At 60.9% G+C, this 25,737-nt stretch carries 25 protein-coding genes and 1 riboswitch; of the genes, 11 read left to right on the top strand and 14 right to left on the bottom strand.

The genetic code is table 11. From position 1 onward, the window contains the following. Nucleotides 1-22 precede the first annotated feature (22 nt). Nucleotides 23-214: riboswitch (cobalamin riboswitch) on the bottom strand. A gap of 209 nt (nucleotides 215-423) precedes the next feature. Together FEE99_RS19990 and map are read left to right on the top strand one after the other, a co-directional pair. Continuing rightward, on the top strand, nucleotides 424-651 hold the full coding sequence (locus tag FEE99_RS19990) for a ParD-like family protein (protein ID WP_007918027.1): 228 nt from the start codon (nucleotides 424-426) through the stop codon (nucleotides 649-651). After that, on the top strand, nucleotides 648-1,439 hold the full coding sequence (gene map / locus FEE99_RS19985; protein ID WP_041480058.1) for a type I methionyl aminopeptidase: 792 nt from the start codon (nucleotides 648-650) through the stop codon (nucleotides 1,437-1,439). Before FEE99_RS19990 ends, map begins: the two co-directional genes overlap by 4 nt. A gap of 113 nt (nucleotides 1,440-1,552) precedes the next feature. On the opposite strand, the gene FEE99_RS19980 is transcribed toward map, so the two are convergent. From FEE99_RS19980 to ribBA, 5 genes are all read right to left on the bottom strand, one after another. Then, nucleotides 1,553-2,707 carry an ABC transporter ATP-binding protein gene (locus tag FEE99_RS19980; RefSeq protein WP_041480059.1) on the bottom strand — a complete coding sequence of 385 codons (1,155 nt, stop codon included), beginning with the start codon at nucleotides 2,705-2,707 and terminating at the stop codon, nucleotides 1,553-1,555. A gap of 17 nt (nucleotides 2,708-2,724) precedes the next feature. Continuing rightward, entirely contained in the window at nucleotides 2,725-3,534 is an 810-nt protein-coding gene (locus FEE99_RS19975; RefSeq protein ID WP_007918021.1) for an ABC transporter permease, read from the bottom strand. 6 nt (nucleotides 3,535-3,540) lie between these two features. Continuing rightward, nucleotides 3,541-4,449 carry an ABC transporter permease gene (locus tag FEE99_RS19970; protein WP_041480060.1) on the bottom strand — a complete coding sequence of 303 codons (909 nt, stop codon included), beginning with the start codon at nucleotides 4,447-4,449 and terminating at the stop codon, nucleotides 3,541-3,543. Beyond that, nucleotides 4,446-5,471: an ABC transporter substrate-binding protein gene (locus FEE99_RS19965; protein ID WP_016775018.1), complete on the bottom strand. Its 1,026-nt coding sequence runs from the start codon at nucleotides 5,469-5,471 to the stop codon at nucleotides 4,446-4,448. The genes FEE99_RS19970 and FEE99_RS19965 overlap by 4 nt, the downstream gene beginning before the upstream one ends. Nucleotides 5,472-5,792: 321 nt before the next feature. Next, nucleotides 5,793-6,902, bottom strand: coding sequence for a bifunctional 3,4-dihydroxy-2-butanone-4-phosphate synthase/GTP cyclohydrolase II (gene ribBA / locus FEE99_RS19960; protein ID WP_041480061.1), 1,110 nt, complete (start codon nucleotides 6,900-6,902; stop codon nucleotides 5,793-5,795). Between the two features lie 68 nt (nucleotides 6,903-6,970). On the opposite strand from ribBA, the gene FEE99_RS19955 reads away from it, so the two are divergent. Beyond that, a complete protein-coding gene (locus tag FEE99_RS19955) occupies nucleotides 6,971-7,267 on the top strand; it encodes a DUF1330 domain-containing protein (protein WP_041480062.1) in 297 nt (98 codons plus the stop codon). Between the two features lie 123 nt (nucleotides 7,268-7,390). Here FEE99_RS19955 and FEE99_RS19950 read toward each other — a convergent pair whose 3' ends face one another. The 7 genes from FEE99_RS19950 to FEE99_RS19920 all read right to left on the bottom strand — a co-directional run bounded on the left by FEE99_RS19950 (nucleotide 7,391) and on the right by FEE99_RS19920 (nucleotide 12,731). Then, nucleotides 7,391-7,954, bottom strand: coding sequence for an NUDIX hydrolase (locus FEE99_RS19950; protein WP_041480063.1), 564 nt, complete (start codon nucleotides 7,952-7,954; stop codon nucleotides 7,391-7,393). A 1-nt stretch (nucleotide 7,955) separates the two neighbouring features. Next, the gene (locus FEE99_RS19945; RefSeq protein WP_016775014.1) at nucleotides 7,956-8,720 is read right to left on the bottom strand and encodes a GntR family transcriptional regulator; all 765 of its coding nucleotides are present in this window, start codon (nucleotides 8,718-8,720) and stop codon (nucleotides 7,956-7,958) included. Between the two features lie 57 nt (nucleotides 8,721-8,777). Beyond that, entirely contained in the window at nucleotides 8,778-9,167 is a 390-nt protein-coding gene (locus FEE99_RS19940; protein WP_027613073.1) for a carboxymuconolactone decarboxylase family protein, read from the bottom strand. Nucleotides 9,168-9,298: 131 nt separating this feature from the next. Continuing rightward, on the bottom strand, nucleotides 9,299-9,784 hold the full coding sequence (locus tag FEE99_RS19935; protein ID WP_041480064.1) for a flavin reductase family protein: 486 nt from the start codon (nucleotides 9,782-9,784) through the stop codon (nucleotides 9,299-9,301). Nucleotides 9,785-9,796: 12 nt separating this feature from the next. Then, nucleotides 9,797-11,278, bottom strand: a complete 1,482-nt coding sequence (locus tag FEE99_RS19930; RefSeq protein WP_041480065.1) for an aldehyde dehydrogenase — start codon at nucleotides 11,276-11,278, stop codon at nucleotides 9,797-9,799. After that, on the bottom strand, nucleotides 11,275-12,108 hold the full coding sequence (locus FEE99_RS19925) for an alpha/beta fold hydrolase (RefSeq protein ID WP_041480066.1): 834 nt from the start codon (nucleotides 12,106-12,108) through the stop codon (nucleotides 11,275-11,277). The genes FEE99_RS19930 and FEE99_RS19925 overlap by 4 nt, the downstream gene beginning before the upstream one ends. 32 nt (nucleotides 12,109-12,140) lie before the next feature. Continuing rightward, the gene (locus FEE99_RS19920; RefSeq protein ID WP_007968626.1) at nucleotides 12,141-12,731 is read right to left on the bottom strand and encodes an amino acid synthesis family protein; all 591 of its coding nucleotides are present in this window, start codon (nucleotides 12,729-12,731) and stop codon (nucleotides 12,141-12,143) included. Between the two features lie 461 nt (nucleotides 12,732-13,192). Between FEE99_RS19920 and FEE99_RS19915 the strand changes: the two genes are divergently transcribed. Both FEE99_RS19915 and FEE99_RS19910 read left to right on the top strand, forming a co-directional pair. Further along, nucleotides 13,193-14,236, top strand: a complete 1,044-nt coding sequence (locus FEE99_RS19915; protein WP_041480067.1) for a WD40/YVTN/BNR-like repeat-containing protein — start codon at nucleotides 13,193-13,195, stop codon at nucleotides 14,234-14,236. Continuing rightward, entirely contained in the window at nucleotides 14,233-16,617 is a 2,385-nt protein-coding gene (locus tag FEE99_RS19910; RefSeq protein WP_024013186.1) for an efflux RND transporter permease subunit, read from the top strand. Before FEE99_RS19915 ends, FEE99_RS19910 begins: the two co-directional genes overlap by 4 nt. Nucleotides 16,618-16,768: 151 nt before the next feature. On the opposite strand, the gene FEE99_RS19905 is transcribed toward FEE99_RS19910, so the two are convergent. Next, complete coding sequence (locus FEE99_RS19905; protein ID WP_016775009.1) at nucleotides 16,769-17,488, bottom strand: FadR/GntR family transcriptional regulator; 720 nt, start codon at nucleotides 17,486-17,488, stop codon at nucleotides 16,769-16,771. A 186-nt stretch (nucleotides 17,489-17,674) separates the two neighbouring features. Further along, complete coding sequence (locus tag FEE99_RS19900) at nucleotides 17,675-19,411, bottom strand: IlvD/Edd family dehydratase (RefSeq protein WP_041480068.1); 1,737 nt, start codon at nucleotides 19,409-19,411, stop codon at nucleotides 17,675-17,677. A gap of 192 nt (nucleotides 19,412-19,603) precedes the next feature. Here FEE99_RS19900 and FEE99_RS19895 point away from each other — a divergent pair, with 192 nt between their 5' ends. From FEE99_RS19895 to FEE99_RS19870, 6 genes are all read left to right on the top strand, one after another. After that, a complete protein-coding gene (locus FEE99_RS19895; protein ID WP_024013183.1) occupies nucleotides 19,604-20,926 on the top strand; it encodes an MFS transporter in 1,323 nt (440 codons plus the stop codon). A 156-nt stretch (nucleotides 20,927-21,082) separates the two neighbouring features. Beyond that, a complete protein-coding gene (gene araD1 / locus FEE99_RS19890; RefSeq protein ID WP_041480069.1) occupies nucleotides 21,083-22,075 on the top strand; it encodes an AraD1 family protein in 993 nt (330 codons plus the stop codon). Between the two features lie 9 nt (nucleotides 22,076-22,084). Further along, complete coding sequence (locus tag FEE99_RS19885; protein WP_041480070.1) at nucleotides 22,085-23,665, top strand: aldehyde dehydrogenase (NADP(+)); 1,581 nt, start codon at nucleotides 22,085-22,087, stop codon at nucleotides 23,663-23,665. A gap of 206 nt (nucleotides 23,666-23,871) precedes the next feature. Beyond that, nucleotides 23,872-24,183: a DUF5629 family protein gene (locus FEE99_RS19880; protein WP_041480071.1), complete on the top strand. Its 312-nt coding sequence runs from the start codon at nucleotides 23,872-23,874 to the stop codon at nucleotides 24,181-24,183. After that, nucleotides 24,170-25,345 carry a lactonase family protein gene (locus FEE99_RS19875; RefSeq protein ID WP_041480072.1) on the top strand — a complete coding sequence of 392 codons (1,176 nt, stop codon included), beginning with the start codon at nucleotides 24,170-24,172 and terminating at the stop codon, nucleotides 25,343-25,345. Before FEE99_RS19880 ends, FEE99_RS19875 begins: the two co-directional genes overlap by 14 nt. A 156-nt stretch (nucleotides 25,346-25,501) precedes the next feature. Then, nucleotides 25,502-25,681 (top strand): hypothetical protein, encoded by a 180-nt coding sequence (locus tag FEE99_RS19870; protein ID WP_016775003.1) that lies wholly within the window; start codon nucleotides 25,502-25,504, stop codon nucleotides 25,679-25,681. Nucleotides 25,682-25,737: the final 56 nt, after the last annotated feature.

Here is a 25,737-nt window from a genome sequence, read left to right as displayed (position 1 = left end):
CCTTCCCGGACACCCCGCCGGTTGGTCAGTCACTGTGCCGGCAGGTCTCCTGACTGATGCGTCATCGCCACGCTCCGGCCTTCCCGGGGTTCACCCAGTGGCAGTCGAGGAGCAGGCTCGGCACCTACAGTTGCGGGGGCAGTTCCGATTGATGCGTGGAGCACCTCGGATTCCCTATTAATTCCGTGTGGAAACCGGCGCGGGCATGGTAGTCGATCAGGCCGCTGATGGGGAGCCGAATCTGCTTTGGTACGAGCTGCCGAAGGCTGCGATCTTTTGATCTGGTCTTTAACGGGCAAGATCAAAAGATCGCAGCCTTCGGCAGCTCCTACACGGGTGCGTGTTTGCGTGGCGGAGTGTTTGCAATCCGAGGGTAAGCTTGGCTAATATACGTTCCATATACACATCGTATCGGATTCATATATGGGCATCGTAAAAATCTCAGAGGACATGCACGAGAACCTGCGTATCTCCAGCAACGCCCTCAGCCGCTCGATCAACGCGCAGGCCGAGCACTGGATGCGCATCGGCATGCTCGCCGAGCTGCATCCCAATCTCGACCACAGCGCCATTTGCCGCCTGCTGATCCGCGCCGAACAGAACGGTGGGCTGGATCTGCAACAACTGACTCAGGAAGCCGTCAGCGCATGAGAAACCAGATCAAGATCAACACCCCGGCCGACATCGAAAAATCCCGCGCCGCCGGCAAACTCGCCGCTGAAGTGCTGGCAATGCTGGTGCCGCATGTGAAGGCCGGTGTGACCACCGATGAGCTGGACCGGCTGTGCAACGATTACATCGTCAATGTGCAGAAAGCCGTACCGGCCAACGTCGGTTATCACGGCTTCCCGAAAACCGTCTGTGCGTCGGTCAACGATGTGGTGTGCCACGGGATTCCATCGGGTACGCCATTGAAAGACGGCGACATCGTCAACCTCGACATCGCCGTGATCAAGGACGGCTGGTTCGGCGATACCAGTCGCATGTATGTGGTGGGCGAGGCGACTCCTGAAGCGCAGCACCTGATCAAGACCACCTACGAAGCCATGTGCGCAGGCATCCGTGCAGTGAAGCCGGGCGCAACGCTGGGCGATATCGGTCATGCGATCCAGAGCCTGGCGGAGGCGGAGGGCTTCAGCGTGGTGCGCGAGTACTGCGGCCATGGCATCGGCAAGGTCTATCACGATGAACCGCAGATCCTGCATTACGGCTTTCCCAATCAGGGCCTGAAGCTCAAGGCCGGGATGATTTTCACCGTGGAGCCGATGCTCAATGCCGGCAAACGCCATGTGAAGAACATGCCGGATGGCTGGACCGTATTGACCAAGGACGGCTCGTTGTCGGCGCAGTGGGAGCATATGGTCGCGGTGACGGAGAGCGGGTTTGAAGTGCTGACGGCTTGGCCGGATGAGATTGAGGGTTTTGTCCCGATCCTCTGAGCACCGTGAAACCCTGTAGGAGCTGTCGAGTGAAACGAGGCTGCGATCTGTTGATCTTGTTTTTAACAGCAAGATCAAAAAATCGCAGCCTGCGGCAGCTCCTACAGGTGTCCTCAATGAGCCCCGGCAGCCTTGTTCAAATCGCTCTCGGTCCACTCGGTATAAACACAAGCATCCGCCGTCGCCCAGCGCACCCGTACCGGATCGCCGGCCTTGAGCGGCATGCCCGCTGCCGATAGCGCTTTCACCGTCATCGACGTCCCTCCCGCAGTCACCACGCTGCAGGTCTGGCTTTCACCGAGAAACAGCACCTCCACAACGTTCGCCGACACCTCATTCCAGCCCGCCGCCAGCGGCTCATCCAGCGCCTGCTGCATGCTCAGCGCCAAGGCCTTTTCCGGACGCACCATCAGCAGCACATCCTGATCAGTGTGCAACCCGGACGTCAGCCGAATCGACAACGACTGGCCCTCGAAACTCGCCGCTGCATTGCCTTGCGCCTTGAGCTTGAGGAAGTTCGAATTGCCCAGAAACGACGCGACAAATGCATTGGGCGGATTCTGATAAAGGTCATAACCACTGCCCAGACCAACGATCTTGCCGTGGCTGAAAATCGCGATGCGTTGCGACAGACGCATGGCTTCTTCCTGGTCGTGGGTCACGTACACGATGGTGATGCCCAGGCGTCGGTGCAGTTGGCGCAGTTCATCCTGCAAGTCCTCGCGCAGTTTCTTGTCCAGCGCGCCCAATGGTTCGTCCATCAGCAGGATGCGCGGCTCGTAAACCAGCGCCCGGGCGATAGCAACACGTTGTTGCTGGCCGCCAGACAGTTGCGAAGGGCGGCGATGGGCGAACTGCTCAAGCTGCACCAGTTTGAGCATCGCATCGACGCGCTTTTCGCGCTCGGCGGCAGCCAGTTTACGGATCGCCAAAGGGAAGGCGATGTTGTCGCGTACCGACAGATGCGGGAACAGCGAATAACGCTGAAAGACCATGCCGATGTCGCGCTTGTGCGGCGGCACGTTGACCAGCGACTGGCCGTTGACGAGGATCTCGCCGCTGCTCGGTGTTTCAAAACCGGCGAGCATCGACAGCGTGGTGCTTTTGCCCGAGCCGCTGGAGCCGAGGAAGGTGAGGAATTCGCCGTCCTTGATGTCCAGCGAGATATTGTCGACGGCAGCGAAATCGCCGTAGTGCTTGTTCAGGTTGCGCAGGCTGACCAGGGGTTTGTCGCTCTGCTGGGATGCGTCTTTGATCACGGCACTCATGTCGTACTCCAGGGCGCTCAGGCGCTGATTTCGTTGCGCCGGCGCAGGGCGGCGGCGATCACCATGACCAACACTGACAGGCCGATCAGCAGCGTCGAAGCGACGGCGATCACTGGGGTCAGGTCCTGGCGCAAAGTGGTCCACATTTTCACGGGAAGGGTTTGCAGAGTCGGGCTCGCCATCATCACGCTGAGCACCACTTCGTCCCACGAAACGAGGAAGGCGAAGAGGGCGCCGGCGACCATGCCCGGACGAATCGCCGGGAACGTCACCTTGAACACCGCTTGCAAGCGCGAGGCACCGCAGATTACCGCCGCGTCTTCAATCGACTGATCGAACAGCTTCAGCGAGTTGATGATCGAGATGATGGTGAATGGCAGCGCGACGATCACATGGCTGACGACGAAAGCGAACATCGTCCCGGTGTAGCCGAGCTTGAGAAACAGCGCGTACACCGCCACGGCAATGATCACCAGCGGCACGATCATCGGCAGGGTGAACAGGCCGTAGAGCATCTCGCGGCCGGGGAAGCGTCCGCGCACCAGCGCAAACGCGGTCGGCAAACCGAGCGCCACAGCGCAGATGGTGGTCAGCACGGCGACCTTGAGGCTGGCGGCAGCGGCGTTCATCCAGTCGGGATTGGAGAAGAACTGGCCGTACCATTTCAGCGTCCAGCCCGGTGGCGGGAACACCAGCCACTGCGAGGAGCCGAACGACAGCAGCACGATGAACACGATCGGCAACAGCAGGAACAGACCGATCAGCCCGGTAGTGGCATAGAGGCCGAAACGCATGCGCCGGCTCATGGCATTGGGGGTCAGGAGCATGTCGGCTTACCTCGCGTTACTGGCGCCAACCGGGGATTCCGGTTGAAGCTTCAGGTAGAAGTAGAACAGCACCAGAGTAATTGCGATCAGCAACGCGGCGCCGGCACTGGCCAGGCCCCAGTTGAGGAACGATTGCACCTGCTGAATGATGAACTCCGGCAGCATCATGTTCTGCGCCCCGCCGAGCAGTGCCGGGGTGACGTAGTAACCGAGCGACATCACGAACACCATCAAACCGCCGGAGGCCAGACCCGGCCGGCACAGCGGCAGGAACACCCGGAAGAAGTTGGTCCACGGACTGGCGCCACAGATCGAGCCGGCCTGCAGGATCATCGGGTCGATGGCCTGCATGGTCGCCTGCAACGGCAGTACGATGAACGGGATCATGATGTAGCTCATGCCGATCACCACGCCCGTCAGGTTGTGCACCATCTCCAGCGGTTGATCGATGATGCCCATGGCCATCAACGTCTTGTTGATTACGCCCGAGGCTTGCAACAACACCAGCCACGAATAGGTGCGGGCGAGCAGGCTGGTCCACATCGACAGCAACACGATGTTGAGGATCCAGCGCCCCCAGCCACGCGGCACCAGGGTGATCGCCCAGGCCAGCGGAAAGCCCAAGAGCAGGCTGAACAGCGTCACCAGCCCGGCCACCGAAAAAGTGTTGAGCAGCACTCGCGCATAGGCCGAATTGGCGAACAGTTGTTCGTAGTTGCCGAGACCCGGCACAGGTTCCAGCACACCGCGCAACAGCAGGCCAATCAACGGCGCGAGGAAGAACAGGCCGAGGAACAGCAGCGCCGGGACGAGGTTGCCGGCGCCGCGCCAGCGTTGCTTGAAAGTCGAACCGGCAGCGCCGGCGGCGCTCCCGGTGGCAGTGGAGGGACGAGGCGCAGTGGCCGCGATTTTCATTTGACCAGCCATTCGTTCCACCGTGTCGCGATAGCCGGACCGTTCTTGGCCCAGTAAGCGAAATCAAGGGTGATCTGATCCTTGGCGTAAGCCGTCGGCAGGTTGGGGGCCAGCGTCGAATCCAGACGCTCCACACTGTCGAGGTTGACCGGCGCGTAGGCGGTCAGGTTGGAGAAGTCGGCCTGGCCTTTGGCGCTGCTGGCATTGGCGAGGAACTTCATCGCCGCGTCCTTGTTTTTCGAGCCTTTGGGGATGACCAGAATGTCGGCCATGACCAGGTTCTGCTTCCAGCTCACGCCGACCGGTGCGCCGTCTTCCTGCAGGGCGTGCACCCGACCGTTCCAGAACTGGCCCATGCTCGCTTCGCCGGACGCCAGCAGTTGCTGCGACTGCGCGCCGCCGCCCCACCAGACGATGTCTTTCTTGATGGTGTCGAGTTTCTTGAAGGCGCGATCCAGATCCAGCGGGTAGAGCTTGTCAGCCGCAACGCCGTCGGCCAGTAGCGCCAGTTCGAGCACGCCGGGGCTTGGCCATTTGTACAGGGCGCGCTTGCCCGGGTAGGTCTTGGTGTCGAACAGCGCGCTCCAGTCCTGCGGCTTGTTGGCGCCGAGCTTGCCTTCGTTGTAGCCGAGGACAAAGGAGAAGAAGAACGAACCGACGCCGTGATCGCTGACAAAGCGCGGGTCGATCCTGTCGCGCTGGATCACTTTGAAATCGAGGGGTTCGAGCAGGCCTTCGGCAGCGGCGCGCAGAGCGAAGTCGGCTTCGACATCGACTACGTCCCACTGCACGTTGCCGCTTTCGACCATGGCTTTGAGTTTACCGTAGTCGGTGGGGCCGTCCTGGACGACGGTGATGCCGCTGGCCTTGCTGAACGGATCGGCCCAGGCCTGTTTCTGCGCATCCTGGGTGCTACCGCCCCAGCTGACAAAATTCACGCTTTCGGCAGCCATTGCAGCCTGGCCGGTAACGCTGAGCAGTCCCGCGAAAAAGATCGCGGTTGCAGCTTTGTTCAACACCATGTTCACGCCCTCATTGTTGTGTTTTTGAGCGGGCCTTGCGTTGTTGCCCGCCTGTCGGGAGCAGTAGCCGGATGCTTCGTTGAACGTCCGGTCTATGGAATATCATATTATGGTATTCCAAACTTTGTGCAAGCACTTTGCCTTACCGGTTATCTGGCGGATCTGTTTTTTTGATGAGTTCAGGACAATGGATTTGAAATGCAAAACCCTTGTGGGAGCGAGCCTGCTCGCGAAGCGGTGGATCATTCAACATTCAAGTCGACTGACACATCGCTTTCGCGAGCAGGCTCGCTCCCACATGGGGTTTGTGCTGGGCTCGGGTTATTCGGTGAAAGGGATGCTCTCAACCACCTCAAGGTCATACCCGGTCAACCCTGCATACTTGAGCGGTGGCCCGAGGTGGCGCAGCTTGCCCACCCCGAGGTTCTGCAGAATCTGCGCCCCAGTCCCGACCTCGGAATAAATCCGCGATTGCGAACGGCTGAACTGCCGTGGCGGTTGGGTCAACTGCGGCACGCGCTCGAGCAACGCCTGCGACGATTCATGGTTGGCCAGCACCACCACAACTCCATGACCTTCCGCCGCGACCCGTTGCAACGCTGCCCAGAGGGTCCAGTTCGTCGGCCCGCTGTACTCGGCGCCGACCAGATCGCGCAGCGGATCGATCACATGCACGCGCACCAGCGTCGGTTCTTCACGGCGCAGATCGCCCATGACCATCGCCATGTGCACACCGCCTTCGATGCGATCCTCGAAGGTGATCAAACGGAACGTGCCATGCACCGTCGGCAGCTCACGTTCACCGATGCGTTCGACGGTGTGCTCGGTGCTCAGGCGATAGTGGATCAGGTCGGCGATGGTGCCGATCCTGATCCCGTGCTTGCGCGCGAACTGCTCCAGATCCGGGCGGCGGGCCATGGTGCCGTCGTCGTTCATCACTTCGACGATCACCGAGGCGGGGGTGAAACCGGCCAGACGCGCCAGATCGCAACCGGCCTCGGTGTGCCCGGCGCGGGTCAGCACGCCACCTTCCTTGGCGCGCAACGGGAAGATGTGGCCGGGCTGCACCAGGTCTTCGGCGCGGGCATTTGGCGCCACGGCGGCGGCGACTGTGCAGGCGCGATCTGCGGCGGAAATGCCGGTGGTCACGCCGACCGCCGCTTCGATCGACACGGTAAATGCAGTGCTGAACACACTGCCGTTGGCGGGTACCATTTGCTCCAGGCCCAGACGCTGGCAATGTTCGTCGGTGAGGGTCAGGCAGATCAGCCCGCGTGCTTCGCGGGCCATGAAGCTGATAGCCTCCGGCGTGCAACGGTCGGCGGCCAGCAGCAGGTCGCCTTCGTTCTCGCGGTCTTCGTCATCGACCAGCAGGACCATTTTGCCGAGGCGATAATCTTCGATGATTTCTTCGATGCTGTTGAAGGCCATGCTGGACTCTCAGGGTTCGTTGGAAATATATTGGTATACCATAATACAAAATCAACAAAGAGGTCACTATGAAGGCGTACTGGATTGCACATGTGGATATAGCCGATGCCGAGCACTACAGCCAATACACCCAGCGCACCCCGCAGGCGATTGCTGCATTTGGCGGCAAGTTTCTCGCCAGAGGCGGGCGCAGCGAAGCGCTGGAAGGGCGGCAGACGCCACAGCGCACCGTGATCATCGAGTTTGAAAGCTACGAAACAGCCGTGGCGTGCTACCGCTCGGCGGCGTATCAGGAGGCGAAGAGCTACCGCGAAGAATGGGCGAGGGCGGAGATCATCATCGTAGAAGGCATCGCCCCGAACTGAGCCACACCACCAAACTATGTGGGAGCGAGCCTGCTCGCGAATGCGTTCGATCATTCAACATTTGTATCGACTGACACGACGCCTTCGCGAGCAGGCTCGCTCCCACAGGGGTATAGGTGGTGATCAGCGCATGAAATGGATTTTGCCGCTGTCATCATTGCCCACGTAAATCCCGTAAACCCCAGCCTGGCGCTCTTCGATATAGCGCTCGAGAATCTGCCGGATCGCTGGGTAATAGATCTGCTCCCACGGAATCTCTTCAGGGGCGAAGAACTTGTAATCCATGGTTTCCGGCCCAAACTGCCCGGTGATCTCCAGGGCGATGGCGCGGAAGATGATGTACACCTCGCTGATCTTCGGCACGCTGAAAATCGAATACGGCGAGACGATTTCCGCGCGCACGCCGCTTTCTTCCCAGACTTCGCGCAGCGCCGCCTGCTCGGTGGTTTCGCCGCTTTCCATGAAACCGGCCGGCAGCGTCCAGGTGCCCGGGCGCGGGGGGATCGCCCGTTGGCACAAGAGGTATTTGCCGTCCTGCTCAATAATGCAGCCGGCAATGATCTTCGGATTGACGTAGTGGATATAGCCGCAGCCGCGGCACATCAGGCGCTCGTGCGTATCGCCCGGCGGCGTCTGCTGACCAAGGTCAGGGCCACCGCATTTCGGGCAAAAGCTCGGGCTGAACATGTCATTGACCTATGCGGGGTTCTTTCAGCGCGATCGGCAGGGTGATCGCCGGGGTGCCTTTGACGGCGACGCCGGTCTCTTCCTGTTTGCGCTTGAGGTAATCGAGGGCCACGGCGGCCGCCGCGCGGACGTGATCGACACACGCCTGATGCGCCGCCAGCGGATCGCCGCTCTTGATCGCCTCGACCATTTTTTCCATCTCGTGATTACTCGCGCCGCGTCGGTTTTCCTGGGAGACCGAGGTCGCGCGCAGATAGCTGATGCGCGCCTGCAACTGACGCAATTGCGTGGCGGCGACATGGTTGCCCGAGCCTTCGAGCAGCACGTCGTAGAAGCCCTGCACCGAGTCGATCACCTGTTGCAGCTCGCCGTCCTTCAACGCCTTGCGGTTGTCATCGAGGGCTTTTTCCAGGGCCTTGATGTCCTTGGCTTTGGCACGCAGGGTGAACAACTGCACGATCAAGCCTTCGAGCACGCAACGCAATTCGTAGATATCGACGGCGTCGTCGAGGGTGATGATGGCCACGCGCGGGCCTTTGGCATCGGCGAATTCGACGAGACCTTCGGATTCAAGGTGACGCAAGGCTTCGCGCACCGAAGTGCGGCTGACGCCGAGGCGATCACAGAGGTCGCGTTCGACCAGGCGATCGCCTGGCATGAGCTGGAAATTCATGATCGCGCTACGCAGTTTGTCCAGCACGATTTCGCGCAGGGTAACGGGGTTGCGATTGACCTTGAAGCTGTCGTCGAGTGGCTGGCGTTTCATGGGGTCCGCTCTTGAGCTTGGCTGTCCATGCCAGACGGGCATCAAAACAGCCGAGGGTTAACTGGAGGCCTCGGCGTCGGCTTCGGCAAAGGCTTCACGGGCCAGCCGGAAACTGTCCACGGCCGCCGGAACGCCGCAATAAATGCCGACCTGAAGCAGAATTTCGCGTATTTGCTCACGACTCAGGCCGTTACGCAAGGCGCCACGCACATGCAGCTTGAGTTCATGCGGGCGGTTGAGCGCCGAGATCATCGCCAGGTTGATCATGCTGCGCTCCTTGAGCGACAGACCCTCACGCCCCCAGACATGGCCCCAGCAGTATTCAGTGACCATTTCCTGCAGCGGACGGGTGAAGTCGTCGGCGTTGTCTATCGAGCGCTGCACGTAGGCTTCGCCGAGCACCTGAGTGCGGATTTTCAGACCCTTTTCATATTTCTCGTTACTCATCATTCCTCCAGTCACCACAGATCCCTCGTGTAGGAGCTGCCGAAGGCTGCGATCTTTTGACTTTGACTTTTGAAAACAAGATCAAAAGATCGCAGCCTTCGGCAGCTCCTACAGGGATTTGTGTGAATTCGTCAGGCCAGAGTCGGCAACGGGCCGAGCTTGCCTTTGTGATAAATCATCGGCGTCACCGGTTGCTCGGGCAGGATCAGGTTCTTCACTGCGCCGACAATGATCGCGTGATCACCACCATCGTACTCACGCCACAACTCGCACTCGATGATCGCCGTCGCCTTGGCCAGAATCGGGTTGCCCAGATCGCTCAAATGCCACTCGATGTCCTTGGCCTTGTCCTTGCCTTTACTGGCGAACGCATAGGCCTCAGCCGTCTGGTCAGCCGACAGCAAGTGGATCGCGAACTTCTTGCTGTCGCGCAGCACCGGATAAGTGTCGGAGGCGTAGTTAGGGCAGAACAGCACCAGCGCCGGGTCGATCGACAGCGCGCTGAACGCGCTGGCGGTGATACCGACGATGCCGCCGTCCGGGTCGAGGGTGGTGACCACCGTGACGCCGGACGGGAACGAGCTCATGACGTCTTTGTAAATGCCGGGTTCAATCATTTCGCAGGACTCCTAGCGCATCACAAACGGATCAGGCATTGGCGCCTGGGAGAGGTTGATCCACACCGTTTTCAGTTCGGTGTAGGCCAGCACCGAGTCGATGCCGCTTTCGCGTCCATAGCCACTGTTCTTGAAGCCGCCGATCGGCGCCATCGCCGACACTGCGCGGTAAGTGTTGACCCAGATAATCCCCGAGCGCACATCGCGGGCGAGGCGATGGGCGCGACCGAGATCGCGGGTCCAGATGCCGGCAGCGAGGCCGAACTGCGAGTCGTTGGCGATCGCCAGTGCTTCGGCTTCGTCTTTGAAGCGAATCACCGAAGCCACCGGGCCGAAGACTTCTTCCTGCATGATCTTCATCGAATTGCGGTCGCACTCGAACAGCGTCGGCTCGTAGAACCAGCCTTCGCCGAGACCCGCCGGACGCTTGCCACCGGTGCGCAAACGCGCGCCTTCAGCGATCGCATCGGCGACCAGACCTTCGACCACCGCCAGTTGCTGCGCGGTGGCCATCGGGCCCATTTCACTGTTGTCTTCCTGTGGGTTGCCGATGCGGATGCGCTGGGCGCGCTCGACCAGACGATTGACGAATTCGTCGTAGATTTCGTCCTGCACCAGCAAGCGCGAACCGGACACGCAACTCTGCCCGGACGCCGCGTAGATCCCGGCAATCGCGCCGTTGATCGCGCTGTCCAGATCGGCGTCGGCGAAAATGATGTTCGGCGACTTGCCGCCGAGCTCCAGCGACAGCTTGGCGAAGTTTTCGGCGCTGCTGCGCACCACATGCCGTGCCGTCGCGGCGCCGCCGGTGAAGGCGATCTTGCGGATCAGTGGATGGCGGGTGAGGGCGGCGCCAGTGCTCGGGCCGTAACCGGTGACGACGTTGACCACGCCCGGCGGAATCCCGGCTTCAAGGGCCAGACGCGCCAGCTCGAGAATGGTCGCCGAGGCGTGCTCGGACGGCTTGATCACAATCGTGTTGCCGGCGGCGAGGGCCGGGGCAAGTTTGATCGCGGTCAGGTACAGCGGGCTGTTCCATGGAATGATCGCGGCGACCACACCCATGGCTTCGTGCACGGTGTAGGCAAACAGGTCAGGCTTGTCCAGCGGCAGGGTGCCGCCTTCCAGTTTGTCAGCCAGGCCTGCGGTGTAGTGGAAGAACTCCGGCAGGTAGCTGACCTGGCCACGGGTTTCGCGGATCAGCTTGCCGTTGTCGCGGCTTTCAAGCTGCGCCAGGTGTTCCTTGTTTTCTGCGATCAGATCGCCGAGGCGGCGCAACAATTTGCCCCGCGCAGTGGCGGTCAGACCGCGCCACGCCGGGCTGTCAAAAGCAGTTTGCGCTGCTTGCACGGCGCGTTCGACGTCCGCTTCATCGGCGTCGGGCAGTTCCGCCCAGGCCTGCGCAGAGGCCGGGTTGAGGCTTTCGAAGGTCTTGCCGGAGAGGGCGTCGACCCAGTCTCCGCCGATGCACATCTGGAAGCGTGCGAGTGTCATGCAACGATCCCCTTTATATGGTTTTGTCGGGCGTGTGCGAATTGGAGAAATTCCAGCAGCGTCTGGTTGACCAGACGCGGCGACTCTACCGGCATCATATGCCGTTGCTCGGGCAGCACGGCAACCTTCGCGCCGGGGATGCGCCGGGCCAGTTGCTCGGCCATTTCCGGCGTCGAGCCAGGGTCGAGCTCGCCAGTGGCGATCAGTGTCGGCGCCTGAATGCTGCTCAGGTCGTCGGCGCGATACATGTCCTGGGTGGCAAACAATTCATAAGTGGTCAGGTAACCCTGCGGATCGTTGTTGGCCAGAGTCTGGCGCAACGCGGCGATCTGCGCCGGGTTGGCCGCCTGATATTCACGGCTGAACCAGCGTGACAGGGCGGCTTCGGCGTTGGCGTCCGGGCCATGTTCGGCAGCCTGCGCAGTGCGGGCAATGACACCGGCACGCTGTTCTTCGCTGCGGTTGAAGACGCTGTTCAACACCACCAGGCTTTGCAGGCGCTCCGGGTAGTGCAGGGCGAAGGCCCTCGCGACCAGACCGCCCATGGAGAAACCGATCACCGCTGCCTGGAGCAGATTCAGATGATCGAGCAGCTCGAGCAACTGATCGGCGTAACCAAGCAGGTCGGTGCCGCTGGCCGGGCGCGGACTGGCGCCGTGGCCGAGCATGTCGTAGGCGATCACCTGGTACTGGCTGGCGAGGCCGACAATCTGCCCGCCCCACATTTCTTTGTTCAGGCCCACGCCGTGGATCAAGACCACGGGCTGGCCTTGGCCGGTCGCCAGGTAACTGGTGCCAGCCGGGGTGAGTTCAGCGGTGAGCCGAATCATGGAGCGCTCCTGCAATGCCTTTCTTGTTGTGATTACTGGGCTTTTTCGGCGGCCAGTTCTTCCAGATCGATGTAGCGGTTGCCGATACGCGGGTGCAGGCGGCCACCGTCGGCGCAACCCAGCACGACGACGATTTCGTCGGCACGCGGCGCGTCTTCAATCTGCATTTCCAGGGTGATGTAGTGCGAACGCAGGCCTTCGTCGTCCTTGTGCATCATCGGGATCTGAATCGACGTGCCCGGACCGCCGCGCTTGTTGGTGAAGCTCAGGTAGCTCTTGGCTTTCACCGCTTCGCGATAGTGGTTGCCGAAGCGCAGGGTGTGGATCACCGCCGACGCGTGCTCGATCTCGCCGTCAGCGCCGACCACCGCCGCTTTGCCGTAAGCCTCGATCTTCTCGGCGCCACCAATGATGCCCACCAGGCGCTCGACCATCATTGCGCCGAGGTCGGAGCAGTTGGCGCGGATCTGCGGCTTGAGGTCTTCGACAAAACCGTTGCCCACCCACGGGTTCTTCATCACCACGGCGAGGCCGACCATGGTCACCGGCTTGTCAGTAGCCTTGCCGCCTTCGATGAAGGTTTCTTCGACATAGCTGACGATCTTGCGAATTTCGAAACTCATGAGCTGCTCCGTTGAGGGATTGAGAGTGTCTGTGCGTCTGATGGTATACCATAATACCAATCCTGCAAGTCCCCTCCACAACAATTGCGTCATCCATCCTACGAATGGCTGCGCATTCACCCTTTGTCGCAAAACCAACCATCACTACAAACCCTGTGGGAGCGAGCCTGCTCGCGAAAGCGATGGGTCAGCCAATAAACAGGGTGACTGATACACCGCATTCGCGAGCAGGCTCGCTCCCACAGGGAAAATGATGGGTTACAGAGAGCCGCTTTCGGTTAACAAAAGATAACGCGGCGCCGATTGTCAGACATTTGCAAAGCCCGATAGGATGAGCCAGCTTCCGAAGGGGCTCTGGATTGCGGGTTTCAGGACTATGCTTCTGATCTGCCACTAGCCGAGCACCCTTGCGGCGCCCTTGAAGGCCCGATGGCCCAACAATAATAAATAGGGGAAGGTCTATGAGTCGTTGCCGCCCGCCGGCGTTACGCAACACCGCGTTGCTGGCCACAGCACTCTCGCTGCTGGGCTTTGCCACGTTATCGGCACCTGTGATTGCCGCCGAGGCCCCGGCTGAAGTGGTCTATGCCACCGAATCGGCCAAGGCCGCAAAAAGCCTGATTCTTGATGTCGTCCACGCTGGCGCGCGTCTGGTCGCGGTCGGCGATCGCGGGCACATCGTCTATTCCGATGACCAGGGCAAAACCTGGACCCAGGCCAAGGTGCCAACCCGGCAACTGCTCACCGCCGTGTATTTCGTCGATGACAAAAACGGCTGGGCCGTGGGCCACGACGCACAGATTCTCGCCAGTGCAGACGGCGGTCTGACCTGGACCAAGCAATTCGAAGATCTCGCACGCGAATCGCCGCTGCTCGACGTCTGGTTCAAGGACGCCAGCAGCGGCTTTGCCGTGGGCGCCTACGGCACGCTGCTGGAAACCACCGACGGCGGCAAAAACTGGGAAGACGTCAGCGATCGCCTCGACAACGAAGACCAGTTCCACCTCAACGCCATCGCCGCCGTGAAAGACGCCGGGCTGTTCATCGTCGGCGAGTCCGGCAGCATGTTCCGCTCCGCCGATGACGGCCAGACCTGGGAAAAACTTGAAGGCCCGTACGAAGGTTCACTGTTCGGCGTGATCGGCACAGCGCAACCGCAGACCCTCCTTGCTTACGGCTTGCGCGGCAACCTCTATCGCTCCACTGATTTCGGCAGCAACTGGGAGCAGGTCGAACTCAAAGCCGCTCGCGGTGCGCTGGAGTTCGGTCTGTCTGGCGGCACGCTGCTCGAAGACGGCTCGATCGTGATCGTCGGTAACGGCGGTTCGGTGATCAGCAGCAGCGACAACGGCGAAACCTTCAGCGTGTTCAACCGCCCGGATCGCATTTCGCTGTCGTCGGTCACCGCCGCCGGCAACGGCAACCTGATTCTGACCGGGCAGGGTGGTTTGCACATCACCCTGCCAAACGGTGCCGAGACCAATAACAAGAAGGCGGGGCTATGACTTCCTTGATCACTCCTCAGCAGGAAAAGGCGACGGTTCTCGAGCGCCTGATCTTCAACAACCGTCCGGCCGTGATCCTGATCTGCCTGGTGGTGAGCATTTTCCTGTTCTGGCAGGCCACGCTGATCCGGCCGTCGACCAGTTTTGAAAAAATGATCCCGCTGCAGCATCCCTTCATCGAAAAGATGATGGAGCACCGCAACGATCTGGCGAACCTCGGCAACACCGTGCGTATTTCGGTGGAAGCCACCGACGGCGACATTTTCTCCAAGGAGTACATGGAGACCCTGCGCCAGATCAACGACGAAGTGTTCTACATTTCCGGCGTCGACCGTTCCGGCCTCAAATCGCTGTGGAGCCCGAGCGTACGCTGGACCGAAGTGACCGAAGAGGGTTTCGCCGGCGGTGAAGTGATTCCGCAGAGCTACAACGGTTCCCAGGACAGCCTCGATCTGCTGCGCAACAACGTGCTCAAGTCTGGCCAGGTCGGGCGTCTGGTGGCCAACGACTTCAAGTCGAGCATCGTCGACATCCCGCTGCTGGAGGCCTACCCGGACCCGCAGGACCAGGGCAAGTTGCTGGCGCTGGACTATCGCCAGTTCTCCCATGAGCTCGAAGACAAGATCCGCAACAAGTTCGAAGCGCAGAACCCCAACATCAAGATCCATATTGTCGGTTTCGCCAAGAAGGTCGGCGACCTGATCGACGGTCTGGTGATGGTGGTGCTGTTCTTCGGTGTCGCCTTCGTCATCACCCTGATTCTGCTGCTGTGGTTCACCAACTGCCTGCGCAGCACCATCGCGGTGTTGAGCACGACGCTGGTGGCGGTGGTCTGGCAACTCGGGTTGATGCACTTCTTCGGCTTCGGGCTCGACCCGTATTCGATGCTGGTGCCGTTCCTGATTTTCGCCATTGGCATCTCCCACGGCGTGCAGAAGATCAACGGTATCGCCCTGCAATCCAGCGAGGCCGATAACGCCCTGACCGCTGCACGGCGCACCTTCCGGCAGTTGTTCCTGCCGGGGATGATCGCGATTCTCGCCGATGCGGTGGGCTTCATCACCCTGCTGATCATCGACATCGGGGTGATCCGTGAACTGGCGATCGGCGCGTCCATCGGCGTTGCGGTGATCGTGTTCACCAACCTGATCCTGCTGCCGGTGGCGATTTCCTATGTCGGCATCAGCAAGCGCGCGATTGCCAAGAGCAAGAAAGATGCGAACCGTGAACATCCGTTCTGGCGCCTGCTGTCGAACTTCGCCAGCCCGAAAGTCGCACCGATTTCGGTAGCCTTGGCGCTGATCGCCTTCGGTGGCGGCCTCTGGTACAGCCAGAACCTGAAGATCGGCGACCTCGACCAAGGCGCGCCGGAACTGCGTCCGGACTCGCGCTATAACAAGGACAACAACTTCATCATCAGCAACTACTCGACCAGCTCCGACGTGCTGGTGGTGATGGTCAAGACCAAGGCCGAAGGCTGCTCGCGCTACGAAGCCATGGCGCCGATCGATCAGCTGATGTGGAAGATGCAGAACACCGAGGGCGTGCAGTCGGCGATCTCGCTGGTGACCGTGTCCAAGCAGATGATCAAGGGCATGAACGAGGGCAACCTGAAATGGGAAACCCTGTCGCGCAATCCGGACGTGCTGAACAACTCGATCGCCCGCGCCGATGGCCTGTACAACAACAGCTGCTCGCTGGCGCCAGTGCTGGTGTTCCTCAACGATCACAAAGCTGAGACCCTCGATCGTGCGGTCAACGCGGTGCAGGAGTTCGCCAAGGAAAACAACAAGGACGGTCTGGAATTCATCCTTGCTGCCGGTAACGCCGGGATCGAAGCGGCCACCAACGAAGTCATCAAACAGGCTGAGCTGACCATTCTGATTCTGGTGTACATCTGCGTGGCGGTGATGTGCATGATCACCTTCCGCTCATGGGCAGCGACCCTGTGCATCGTCCTGCCGCTGGTGCTCACCTCGGTGCTCGGCAACGCGCTGATGGCGTTCATGGGCATCGGCGTGAAAGTCGCGACGCTGCCGGTGGTGGCGTTGGGCGTGGGGATTGGCGTGGACTACGGCATCTACATCTACAGCCGCCTGGAAAGTTTCCTGCGTGCCGGGCTGCCGTTGCAGGAAGCCTATTACCAGACGCTGAAGTCGACCGGTAAAGCGGTGCTGTTCACCGGCCTGTGCCTGGCGATCGGCGTGTGCACCTGGATCTTCTCGGCGATCAAGTTCCAGGCCGACATGGGCCTGATGCTGACCTTCATGCTGCTGTGGAACATGTTCGGCGCGCTGTGGCTGCTGCCGGCGCTGGCCAAGTTCCTGATCAAGCCGGAGAAGCTGGCGGGGCAGAAGGGCAATTCGCTGTTTGCCCACTGATCTGAAGGGCTGAAACGACAAAGCCGCAACCTTGAGGGGTTGCGGCTTTTTTTGTGAATCAAGATCAAAAGATCGCAGCCTTCGGCAGCTCCTACAGGGGAACGCATTCCAAGGTAGGAGCTGCCGAAGGCTGCGATCTTTTGACTTTGCTCTAAGTGAGCTCAGCGCCAAGCACCACACTCAACGCACTGCGCGCATCATCCAGCTGCACCAGCGTCGCATGCCGGGCACCCAGGGCATCACGATTCTCGATCGCGGTCAGAATCGCCTTGTGCCGCGGCAACGCCAGTTCATGCAGATTCGGCCGCTGATTGGAATGCTTCAACGCCTCGGCAATCGCTACCGCCAACATGTTGCACAGGTTCGCCAGCAGGTCGTTGTGCGTCGCATCGGCGATGCGGCTGTGGAAGTCCAGGTCCGGCTGCAACAGCGCTTCCGGGGTCGGCGCGGCTTCCATGCGTTGGTAGGCTTCGTTGATCGCGGCGATGTCGGCATCGGTTGCATGCTGGGCGGCGAGGGCGGCGGCTGCCGGTTCGATGATGCTGCGCACGCTGGTCAGCACGTTGAAGAATTCATTCTGCGGACTGCTCTGCATCAGCCAGTGCAGCACGTCCGGGTCGAGCATGTGCCATTCGCGGCGAGCCTTGACCACGGTGCCGACGCGCGGTTTGGAATACACCAGACCCTTGGCCACCAGCACCCGGGTGGCTTCGCGCAACACCGGGCGACTGACCGCGTACTCCTCGCAAAGCAGGGCTTCGGCGGGCAGTTTGTCGTCGGGCAAAAAGCGTCCGGAGACGATCTGCATGCCCAGTTCCTGGACGATGCGCGAGTGCATGCTTTTACGGTCGGAAGGTTTGCGGTAATCCATGGGGAGTGGCGCGATCCTGAGCGATGGAGATGCCGCGCATCATAGCAGGCACCAGACAATCTTGAGGCAGACACAAAACCAAATGTGGGAGCGAGCCTGCTCGCGAAGGCGGTATTCCAGTCAAATAGATGTCGACTGACACTCCGTCTTCGCGAGCAGGCTCGCTCCCACAGGGGAATTGCGCTGTCAGTGGGAGTGGCGCGGAACCTCGGCACCTCGGCAACCAACCAGGAAGTCAAAGTCGCAACCCTGATCCGCCTGCAGGACGTGATCGATGTACAGTTGACGATAACCGCCCACCAGCAACTGCTGCGGTGCTTGCAGATCGGCCATGCGTGCGGCCAGTTCAGCATCCGGAATGTCCAGATGCAGACGGCCGCTGGCGCAATCGAGTTCGATCCAGTCGCCTTCCTTTACTGCCGCCAAAGGCCCGCCCGCTGCCGCTTCCGGCGCGACGTGCAGAACCACCGTGCCGTAAGCGGTGCCGCTCATCCGTGCATCGGAAATGCGCACCATGTCCGTCACGCCTTGCGCCAACAGCTTGGCCGGCAGGCCCATGTTGCCGACTTCAGCCATGCCCGGATAACCCTTCGGCCCGCAGTTCTTCATTACCAGAATCGAATCCTTATCGACGTCCAGCTCCGGATCGTTGATCCGCGCCTTGTACATGTCGAAGTTCTCGAACACCACCGCGCGACCGCGATGCTGCATCAGTTCAGCGCTAGCGGCGGACGGCTTGAGTACCGCGCCCAGCGGCGCCAGATTGCCGCGCAACACGCAGATGCCACCGTCAGCGCGAATCGGATTGTCGAGGGTGCGGATCACTTGGTCTTCGCCATAGATCGGCGCGTCCTTGGTGTTCTCGCCGATGGACTTGCCGTTGACGGTCAGTGCGTTCGGGTTGGGGATCAGATTGGCTTCACCGAGGCGACGCAGTACCGCTGGCAGGCCACCGGCGTAGTAGAACTCTTCCATCAGGAAACGCCCGGACGGTTGCAGGTCGACGATGGTCGGCATGCCGCGACCGATGCGCGTCCAGTCGTCCAGATCGAGCTCGACGCCGATGCGCCCGGCGATGGCTTTCAAGTGGATCACGGCATTGGTCGAACCACCGATGGCGGCGTTGACGCGAATGGCGTTTTCAAAGGCTTCCTTGGTGAGGATCTTCGACAGTTTCAAATCTTCGCGAACCATCTCCACCGCACGCATGCCGGACATGTGCGCCAGCACATAACGCCGTGCATCCACTGCCGGAATCGCGGCGTTGTGCGGCAGCGAAGTGCCCAGCGCTTCAGCCATGCAGGCCATGGTCGACGCGGTGCCCATGGTGTTGCAGGTGCCCGCCGAACGCGACATGCCGCCCTCGGCTGCGAGGAAGTCGTCGATGGTGATGGTGCCGGCCTTGACCTGTTCGCTGAGCTGCCAGACCACGGTGCCGGAGCCGATGTCCTTGCCTTTGTGCTTGCCGTTGAGCATCGGCCCGCCGGTGACGACGATGGCCGGCACGTCGCAACTGGCCGCACCCATCAGCAGTGCTGGAGTGGTTTTGTCGCAACCGGTGAGCAGCACGACGCCGTCGATCGGGTTGCCGCGAATCGCTTCTTCAACGTCCATGCTCGCTAGGTTGCGGGTGAGCATGGCAGTCGGGCGCAGGTTCGATTCGCCATTGGAGAACACCGGGAATTCCACCGGAAAACCCCCGGCCTCGATCACCCCGCGTTTGACGTGCTCCGCGATCTGGCGGAAGTGCGCGTTGCACGGGGTCAGTTCCGACCAGGTATTGCAGATGCCGATGATCGGCTTGCCGTGGAACTGATGGTCGGCGATGCCCTGATTCTTCATCCAGCTGCGGTACATGAAGCCGTTCTTGTCGGCCGTGCCAAACCATTGGGCGGAGCGCAGGGTGGGTTTCTTATCAGACATGATCGATTCTCTTATTGTAAGACTATTGTTTGCGAGCTGACGCTTAATCTAAGCTCAAAATCCGCGCTTTGGAAGTGTTGTTGGGTAATTAGTATTACTATATAGTCGTTTTCAACGGAGGGATGGCCCTGGCTGTTTTGGCGAGAGGCGTCCCCCGAGGTTCTATAAAAACAACAATCGGAGACCGATCTCATGAGCCAGGAATTGCGGCTTGTCCGGCGCATCACACTGAAACTGATTCCCTTCCTGATCCTGCTGTACCTGATCGCCTATGTGGATCGCTCCGCCGTCGGCTTCGCCAAGCTGCACATGGGCGCCGACATCGGCATCGGCGACGCCGCCTATGGCCTCGGTGCCGGGCTGTTCTTCATTGGTTACTTTCTTCTAGAGATTCCCAGCAACCTGATGCTCGAACGCTTCGGCGCACGACGCTGGTTCGCGCGGATCATGATCACCTGGGGCGCGATCACCATCGGCATGGCCTTCGTGCAAGGGCCGCACAGCTTCTACGTGATGCGCTTTCTGCTCGGCGCGGCCGAGGCGGGCTTCTTCCCCGGCGTGCTGTACTACATCACCCAATGGTTCCCGGTGCGCCATCGCGGCAAGATCCTCGGCCTGTTCATCCTCTCGCAACCCATCGCGATGATGATCACCGGTCCCGTGTCCGGCGGTTTGCTGGGCATGGACGGCATCCTCGGCCTGCACGGCTGGCAGTGGCTGTTCATCGTCATCGGCACCCCGGCGATCCTGCTGACCTGGCCGGTCCTGCGCTGGCTGCCGGACGGCCCGCAGCAAGTGAAGTGGATGGATCAGGCGGAAAAAGACTGGCTGACCGGCGAACTGAAAAAGGATTTGCAGGAGTACGGCCAGACCCGTCACGGCAATCCGCTGCATGCGCTGAAAGACAAACGTGTGTTGTTGCTGGCGCTGTTCTATCTGCCGGTGACCCTGAGCATTTATGGTCTGGGCCTGTGGCTGCCGACGTTGATCAAACAGTTCGGCGGCAGCGATCTGGTCACCGGTTTCGTCTCTTCGGTGCCATACATTTTCGGGATCATCGGCCTGCTGATCATTCCGCGCAGTTCCGACCGTTTGAATGATCGCTACGGCCACTTGGCGGTGCTCTATGTGCTCGGTGCGCTGGGCCTGTTCCTCAGTGCCTGGCTGTCGCTGCCGGTGGCGCAACTGGCGGCGCTGTGTCTGGTGGCGTTCGCGCTGTTCTCATGCACCGCAGTGTTCTGGACCTTGCCGGGGCGTTTCTTTGCTGGCGCGAGTGCGGCGGCGGGGATTGCCTTGATCAACTCGGTGGGCAATCTGGGCGGGTATATCGGGCCGTTCGTGATCGGCGCGTTGAAGGAATACACCGGCAATCTGGCTTCGGGGTTGTACTTCCTCTCGGGCGTGATGGTGTTCGGGCTGATTCTGACCGGCATCGTCTACCGCGTGCTGGAACGCAAGCATGTGCTGCCCGTCGACCAGTTCGCAGCAAGTGCCCGTGGCGCGACCCGAACCTGACACCTATGGCTCAATTACCACCCCTGTGGGAGCTGGCTTGCCAGCGATGATGGCGGCACATCCAACATTGACGTGTCAGACAGGTTGCTATCGCTGGCAAGCCAGCTCCCACAGGGTTTTGCGGTGTTTCGGAATTTTGGATAAAGGAGAGGACATATGCATCTGGTTCAATTCGAATTACCCAACGGCGAGCGCCGGGTCGGCGTGGTCGACAACGGTCAGGTCCGCGAAGTCGAGGACGCCCGCAGTGTCCGTGATCTGGCCCTGGCGGCAATCGAGGCTGGCAGCTCCCTTGAGCAGCAAGTACAAAGCCTCGGCCTCGGCGCGAGCCACGACTACGCGCAATTGCTCAAAGACCTGCGCATCCTGCCGCCACTCGATCACCCGGACCCGGCGCACATGCTGGTCAGCGGTACCGGCCTGACCCATCTGGGCAGCGCTTCGGCCCGGGACAAGATGCACCAGCAGGCCGGCGATGAAGCGGCAATGACCGACACCATGCGCATTTTCAAATGGGGCGTGGAGGGTGGCAAACCGGCGGCGGGGCAGGCCGGTGTGCAACCAGAGTGGTTCTACAAGGGCGACGGCAGCATTGTCGTGCGTCCGGGGCAGGCGTTCCCGCTGCCGCCGTTCGCCGAAGACGCTGGCGAAGAGCCGGAGATGGCCGGCCTGTACGTCATCGGCAACGATGGCAAGCCGTATCGCCTCGGTTTCGCGGTGGGCAACGAGTTCTCCGACCACGTCATGGAGCGCAAGAATTACCTGTACCTGGCGCACTCGAAATTGCGCAGTTGCAGTTATGGCCCGGAACTTCGCACCGGTGAATTGCCTCAACACCTTGCCGGCACCAGCCGAATCCTGCGTGACGGCGAAGTGCTCTGGCAGAACGAGTTCCTCAGTGGCGAGGCCAACATGTGCCACAGCCTGGCGAACCTCGAGTACCACCACTTCAAATACAGTCAGTTCCTGCGTCCGGGCGACGTGCATATTCACTTTTTCGGCACTGCGACCCTGTCGTTTGCCGACGGCATCCGCACCCAGCCGGGCGACACGTTCGAGATCAGCCAGGCCGACTTCGGCGCACCGCTGGTAAACGGTATCGCACCGGTCAAAGCGGCTTTTGAACCGGACAGCATCGGCACCCTTTAAGGAGATCCCATGACTCAGATTCTCGGTCACAACTACATCGGCGGTCAGCGCAGCGCCGCCGGCAGCGTCAAACTGCACTCGGTCGACGCCAGCACTGGCGAGGCCTTGCCGCATGAGTTCATCCAGGCCACGGCCGAAGAGGTCGATGCCGCCGCCAAGGCCGCCGCTGCGGCTTATCCGACCTATCGCAGCCTCAGCGCCGAACGTCGCGCGCAGTTCCTCGACGCAGTCGCGGATGAGCTGGATGCGCTTGGCGACGATTTCGTTGCCGTAGTCTGCCGCGAAACCGCGCTGCCAGCCGGGCGCATTCAGGGCGAGCGCGGTCGCACCAGCGGGCAGATGCGTCTGTTCGCCAAAGTCCTGCGTCGCGGTGATTTCTACGGCGCACGGATCGATCTGGCACTGCCTGATCGCCAGCCACTGCCTCGTCCGGACCTGCGCCAGTATCGCATCGGCCTCGGCCCGGTCGCGGTGTTTGGTGCGAGCAACTTCCCGCTGGCTTTCTCCACTGCCGGTGGCGATACCGCAGCAGCGCTGGCCGCCGGTTGCCCGGTGGTATTCAAGGCCCACAGCGGCCACATGGCCACCGCTGAACTGGTCGCCGACGCGATCATTCGTGCCGCAGAAAAAACCGGTATGCCCGCTGGCGTGTTCAACATGATTTACGGTGGCGGCGTCGGCGAATGGCTGGTCAAGCATCCGGCAATTCAGGCCGTTGGTTTCACTGGCTCACTGAAGGGCGGTCGCGCTTTGTGCGACATGGCCGCTGCACGTCCGCAACCGATCCCGGTGTTCGCCGAGATGTCGAGCATCAACCCGGTGATTGTCTTGCCGCAGGCACTGGCCACGCGTGCGGAAACCGTCGCGCGCGACCTCACCGCTTCGGTGGTGCAGGGTTGCGGTCAGTTCTGCACCAATCCAGGTCTGGTCATCGGTATTCGCTCTGCGCAGTTCAGCGCGTTTGTAGAGCAAGTCGCCGCTGCGATCGGTGATCAACCGGCGCAAACCATGCTCAACGCCGGCACCCTCGGCAGCTATGGCAAAGGCCTGGAAAAGCTTCTGGCGCACAGCGGCATTGAGCATCTGGCCGGTAATCCGCAGCAGGGCAATCAGGCGCAGCCGCAGTTGTTCAAGGCTGATGTCAGCCTGTTGATCAACGGTGACGAAGTGCTGCAGGAAGAAGTGTTCGGCCCGACCACAGTAATCGTCGAAGTGGCCGATCAGGCACAGCTCAGCGCGGCGCTGCATGGCCTGCACGGTCAACTGACCGCGACGATCATTGGTGAGCCGTCTGACTTCGAGCAATTCGCCGAACTGACGCCGCTGCTGGAACAGAAAGTCGGGCGCATCCTGCTCAATGGTTATCCGACTGGTGTCGAAGTGTGCGATTCGATGGTTCATGGCGGCCCGTACCCGGCAACGTCCGATGCGCGCGGCACGTCAGTGGGCACGCTGGCGATCGATCGCTTCCTGCGCCCGGTGTGCTTCCAGAACTACCCGGACAGCTTGCTGCCCGAACCACTGAAAAACGCCAACCCGCTGCGGATTCAGCGCCTGGTGGATGGCAAGCCATCGCGTGAGGCGATCTAGCCAACACCGCGATTTTTTGTGTTGATCGTTCCCACGCTCTGCGTGGGAATGCAGCCCGGGACGCTCTGCGTCCCACTGGAACGCGGAGCGTCCCTTGAGGCATTCCCACGCGGAGCGTGGGAACGATCAGACAGAGATTCCAGCAGGGGCCTCTGGATCACATTGGGCTATCATTGGCCCTTTCCCCCCTAGAAAGACTGTTTGCCATGACTGCCCAAACCCTTCTCAACGCCCTCGAACATTGCGGTATGGTCGAAATCGATGGCCTGCACGCCTTCGACTTCGCCCTCGACGAGGACGATAACCTGCACATCGAATGCATTGATGGCCGTGCAGCCAAGCACTGGGAATTCACCCCGGCGCAGGTCGCGCAAGCGACGTTCGATGAGACGCTGCAGAGCTGGCTGATCGTCGGTTACGCCAGCGACACCAAGACCACGGGCGAGCATCGTCTGGTGTCCCTCGGCGACGTAGTCAGCAGCAGCGACGATGAGGATGACAATAATGAAGATGCGTAATTTCTGGCCTTTGCTGATGGCCGGCAGCGTCGGCGCGATGGGGCTTTCCAGCGCCAGCGCCGACACCTTGCAGTTGCTGGTCGGCTCGTACACCGCCGGTTCCAGCCAGGGCATCTACCGCATGCAGTTCGACAGTGCCACCGGCCAGATCGACGCCAAGCCGCTGCAAGTGGTCAAGACCGAAAACCCGTCCTGGCTGACCCTCTCGAAAGACCAGAAGCGCTTGTTCGTGGTCAACGAAAACGGCCCGGGCCAGACTGACCCGGTCGGCCGCGTCAGCAGCTTCGCCATCGACCCGAAGACCCACGCGCTGAGCCTGATCAATCAGGTGCAGAGCCTGGGCAACGAGCCGACCCATTCCAGCCTCAGCGCTGATGCCAGACACCTGTTCGTCAGCAACTACTCGGTGATGGAAGACCCGGGCGGCACCCTGGCGGTATTGCCGGTCGATGCCGACGGCCAGCTGAAACCGGTGGTGCAGATGAGCGGCCACCCGGCCAGTCGGGTCAACCCTGAGCGCCAGGCCTCGAATCACGTGCACTCGACGGTGTCTTCGCCGGACGGTCGCTATGTGTTCTCCAATGATTTGGGCGCGGACAAGGTTTTCATCTATCAGTACGACCCGAAGGCCAACCCGCACCTGCCGCTAACCCCGGCGAAAACCGCCTCGGTTGCCTTGCCGGCCGGCAGTGGCCCGCGTCATCTGCTGTTCAGCGCTGATGGCAAACACGCTTGGCTGACCATGGAGATGAGCGCGCAGGTTGCGGTGTTCGACTACAACGACGGCGTGCTGACCCAGACGCAACTGGTCGATCTCGCAGCGGGCCAGCCAACCTCGGACAAGGCCGGCGCGGCGCTGCATGCCTCGGCTGACGGCAAGTTTCTCTACGTGAGCAATCGCGGCACGGCCAATCAGCTCGTAGTGTTCGGCATTGATCCTGCGACCGGTCAGCTCAAAGAGCTGCAAAAGCGCTCGGTCGAGGGTGATCACCCGCGCGAGTTTGCCCTCGATCCGAGCGGTAAATTCGTCTTGATTGCCAACCAGAAGAGCAACCAGATTGTCGTCGTCGAACGCGATGCCAAGACCGGTCTGCTGGGTAAAACCGTGCAAAAACTGCCGATCGACGCGCCAAGCGATCTGAAGTTTCTAGTGCGACAATAAGCCACAGGCCCCGGTCTGCGGGGCCTGCATCGTTGTATTAATTGCACTGATATCGGCTAATGCTACAAAAGATTTCAAGCGAGCAACCCTCGAGCGTTACGTTTGTTTCACAGCCCGACCGGGCAAACCAAGCAAACGAACACGAGGGTTACCGCCATGAATTTCAATCTCTTCTCCGTCATCGCCGCTTCCGCCATTTCTGCCACCGTGGTATTGCCAGCCGGTGCCAACGTCGAAATCGCCAGCAAAAAATCCCACACCCAGAGCTACACCCAGAAATACCTGCAACAAAGCGCCAACTTCTACGCCGCGCTGGATCACAAAACCCAAGCCTGAAATTCCCGTCTCCTTGTAGGAGCTGCCGAAGGCTGCGATCTTGATCGTTCCCATGC

The sequence above is a fragment of the Pseudomonas sp. ef1 genome (assembly GCF_007293365.2).
Lineage (GTDB): Bacteria > Pseudomonadota > Gammaproteobacteria > Pseudomonadales > Pseudomonadaceae > Aquipseudomonas > Aquipseudomonas siliginis.
The sequence above is the reverse complement of the archived record's forward strand: the minus strand, read 5'-3'. Positions and strand labels throughout refer to the sequence as shown.

Excerpts from the sequence above, each read along its gene's own strand:
- FEE99_RS19870 (WP_016775003.1), top strand. The coding sequence starts at position 25,502 with ATGAATTTCAATCTCTTCTCCGTCATCGCCGCTTCCGCCATTTCTGCC.
- FEE99_RS19970 (WP_041480060.1), bottom strand. The coding sequence starts at position 4,449 with ATGAAAATCGCGGCCACTGCGCCTCGTCCCTCCACTGCCACCGGGAGC.
- FEE99_RS19945 (WP_016775014.1), bottom strand. The coding sequence starts at position 8,720 with ATGAAACGCCAGCCACTCGACGACAGCTTCAAGGTCAATCGCAACCCC.
- map (WP_041480058.1), top strand. The coding sequence starts at position 648 with ATGAGAAACCAGATCAAGATCAACACCCCGGCCGACATCGAAAAATCC.
- FEE99_RS19905 (WP_016775009.1), bottom strand. The coding sequence starts at position 17,488 with ATGGATTACCGCAAACCTTCCGACCGTAAAAGCATGCACTCGCGCATC.
- FEE99_RS19915 (WP_041480067.1), top strand. The coding sequence starts at position 13,193 with ATGAGTCGTTGCCGCCCGCCGGCGTTACGCAACACCGCGTTGCTGGCC.
- FEE99_RS19885 (WP_041480070.1), top strand. The coding sequence starts at position 22,085 with ATGACTCAGATTCTCGGTCACAACTACATCGGCGGTCAGCGCAGCGCC.
- FEE99_RS19980 (WP_041480059.1), bottom strand. The coding sequence starts at position 2,707 with ATGAGTGCCGTGATCAAAGACGCATCCCAGCAGAGCGACAAACCCCTG.
- FEE99_RS19955 (WP_041480062.1), top strand. The coding sequence starts at position 6,971 with ATGAAGGCGTACTGGATTGCACATGTGGATATAGCCGATGCCGAGCAC.
- FEE99_RS19920 (WP_007968626.1), bottom strand. The coding sequence starts at position 12,731 with ATGAGTTTCGAAATTCGCAAGATCGTCAGCTATGTCGAAGAAACCTTC.
- FEE99_RS19910 (WP_024013186.1), top strand. The coding sequence starts at position 14,233 with ATGACTTCCTTGATCACTCCTCAGCAGGAAAAGGCGACGGTTCTCGAG.
- FEE99_RS19900 (WP_041480068.1), bottom strand. The coding sequence starts at position 19,411 with ATGTCTGATAAGAAACCCACCCTGCGCTCCGCCCAATGGTTTGGCACG.
- FEE99_RS19990 (WP_007918027.1), top strand. The coding sequence starts at position 424 with ATGGGCATCGTAAAAATCTCAGAGGACATGCACGAGAACCTGCGTATC.
- ribBA (WP_041480061.1), bottom strand. The coding sequence starts at position 6,902 with ATGGCCTTCAACAGCATCGAAGAAATCATCGAAGATTATCGCCTCGGC.
- FEE99_RS19940 (WP_027613073.1), bottom strand. The coding sequence starts at position 9,167 with ATGAGTAACGAGAAATATGAAAAGGGTCTGAAAATCCGCACTCAGGTG.
- FEE99_RS19880 (WP_041480071.1), top strand. The coding sequence starts at position 23,872 with ATGACTGCCCAAACCCTTCTCAACGCCCTCGAACATTGCGGTATGGTC.
- FEE99_RS19975 (WP_007918021.1), bottom strand. The coding sequence starts at position 3,534 with ATGCTCCTGACCCCCAATGCCATGAGCCGGCGCATGCGTTTCGGCCTC.
- FEE99_RS19875 (WP_041480072.1), top strand. The coding sequence starts at position 24,170 with ATGAAGATGCGTAATTTCTGGCCTTTGCTGATGGCCGGCAGCGTCGGC.
- FEE99_RS19925 (WP_041480066.1), bottom strand. The coding sequence starts at position 12,108 with ATGATTCGGCTCACCGCTGAACTCACCCCGGCTGGCACCAGTTACCTG.
- FEE99_RS19895 (WP_024013183.1), top strand. The coding sequence starts at position 19,604 with ATGAGCCAGGAATTGCGGCTTGTCCGGCGCATCACACTGAAACTGATT.
- araD1 (WP_041480069.1), top strand. The coding sequence starts at position 21,083 with ATGCATCTGGTTCAATTCGAATTACCCAACGGCGAGCGCCGGGTCGGC.
- FEE99_RS19935 (WP_041480064.1), bottom strand. The coding sequence starts at position 9,784 with ATGATTGAACCCGGCATTTACAAAGACGTCATGAGCTCGTTCCCGTCC.
- FEE99_RS19930 (WP_041480065.1), bottom strand. The coding sequence starts at position 11,278 with ATGACACTCGCACGCTTCCAGATGTGCATCGGCGGAGACTGGGTCGAC.
- FEE99_RS19950 (WP_041480063.1), bottom strand. The coding sequence starts at position 7,954 with ATGTTCAGCCCGAGCTTTTGCCCGAAATGCGGTGGCCCTGACCTTGGT.
- FEE99_RS19965 (WP_016775018.1), bottom strand. The coding sequence starts at position 5,471 with ATGGTGTTGAACAAAGCTGCAACCGCGATCTTTTTCGCGGGACTGCTC.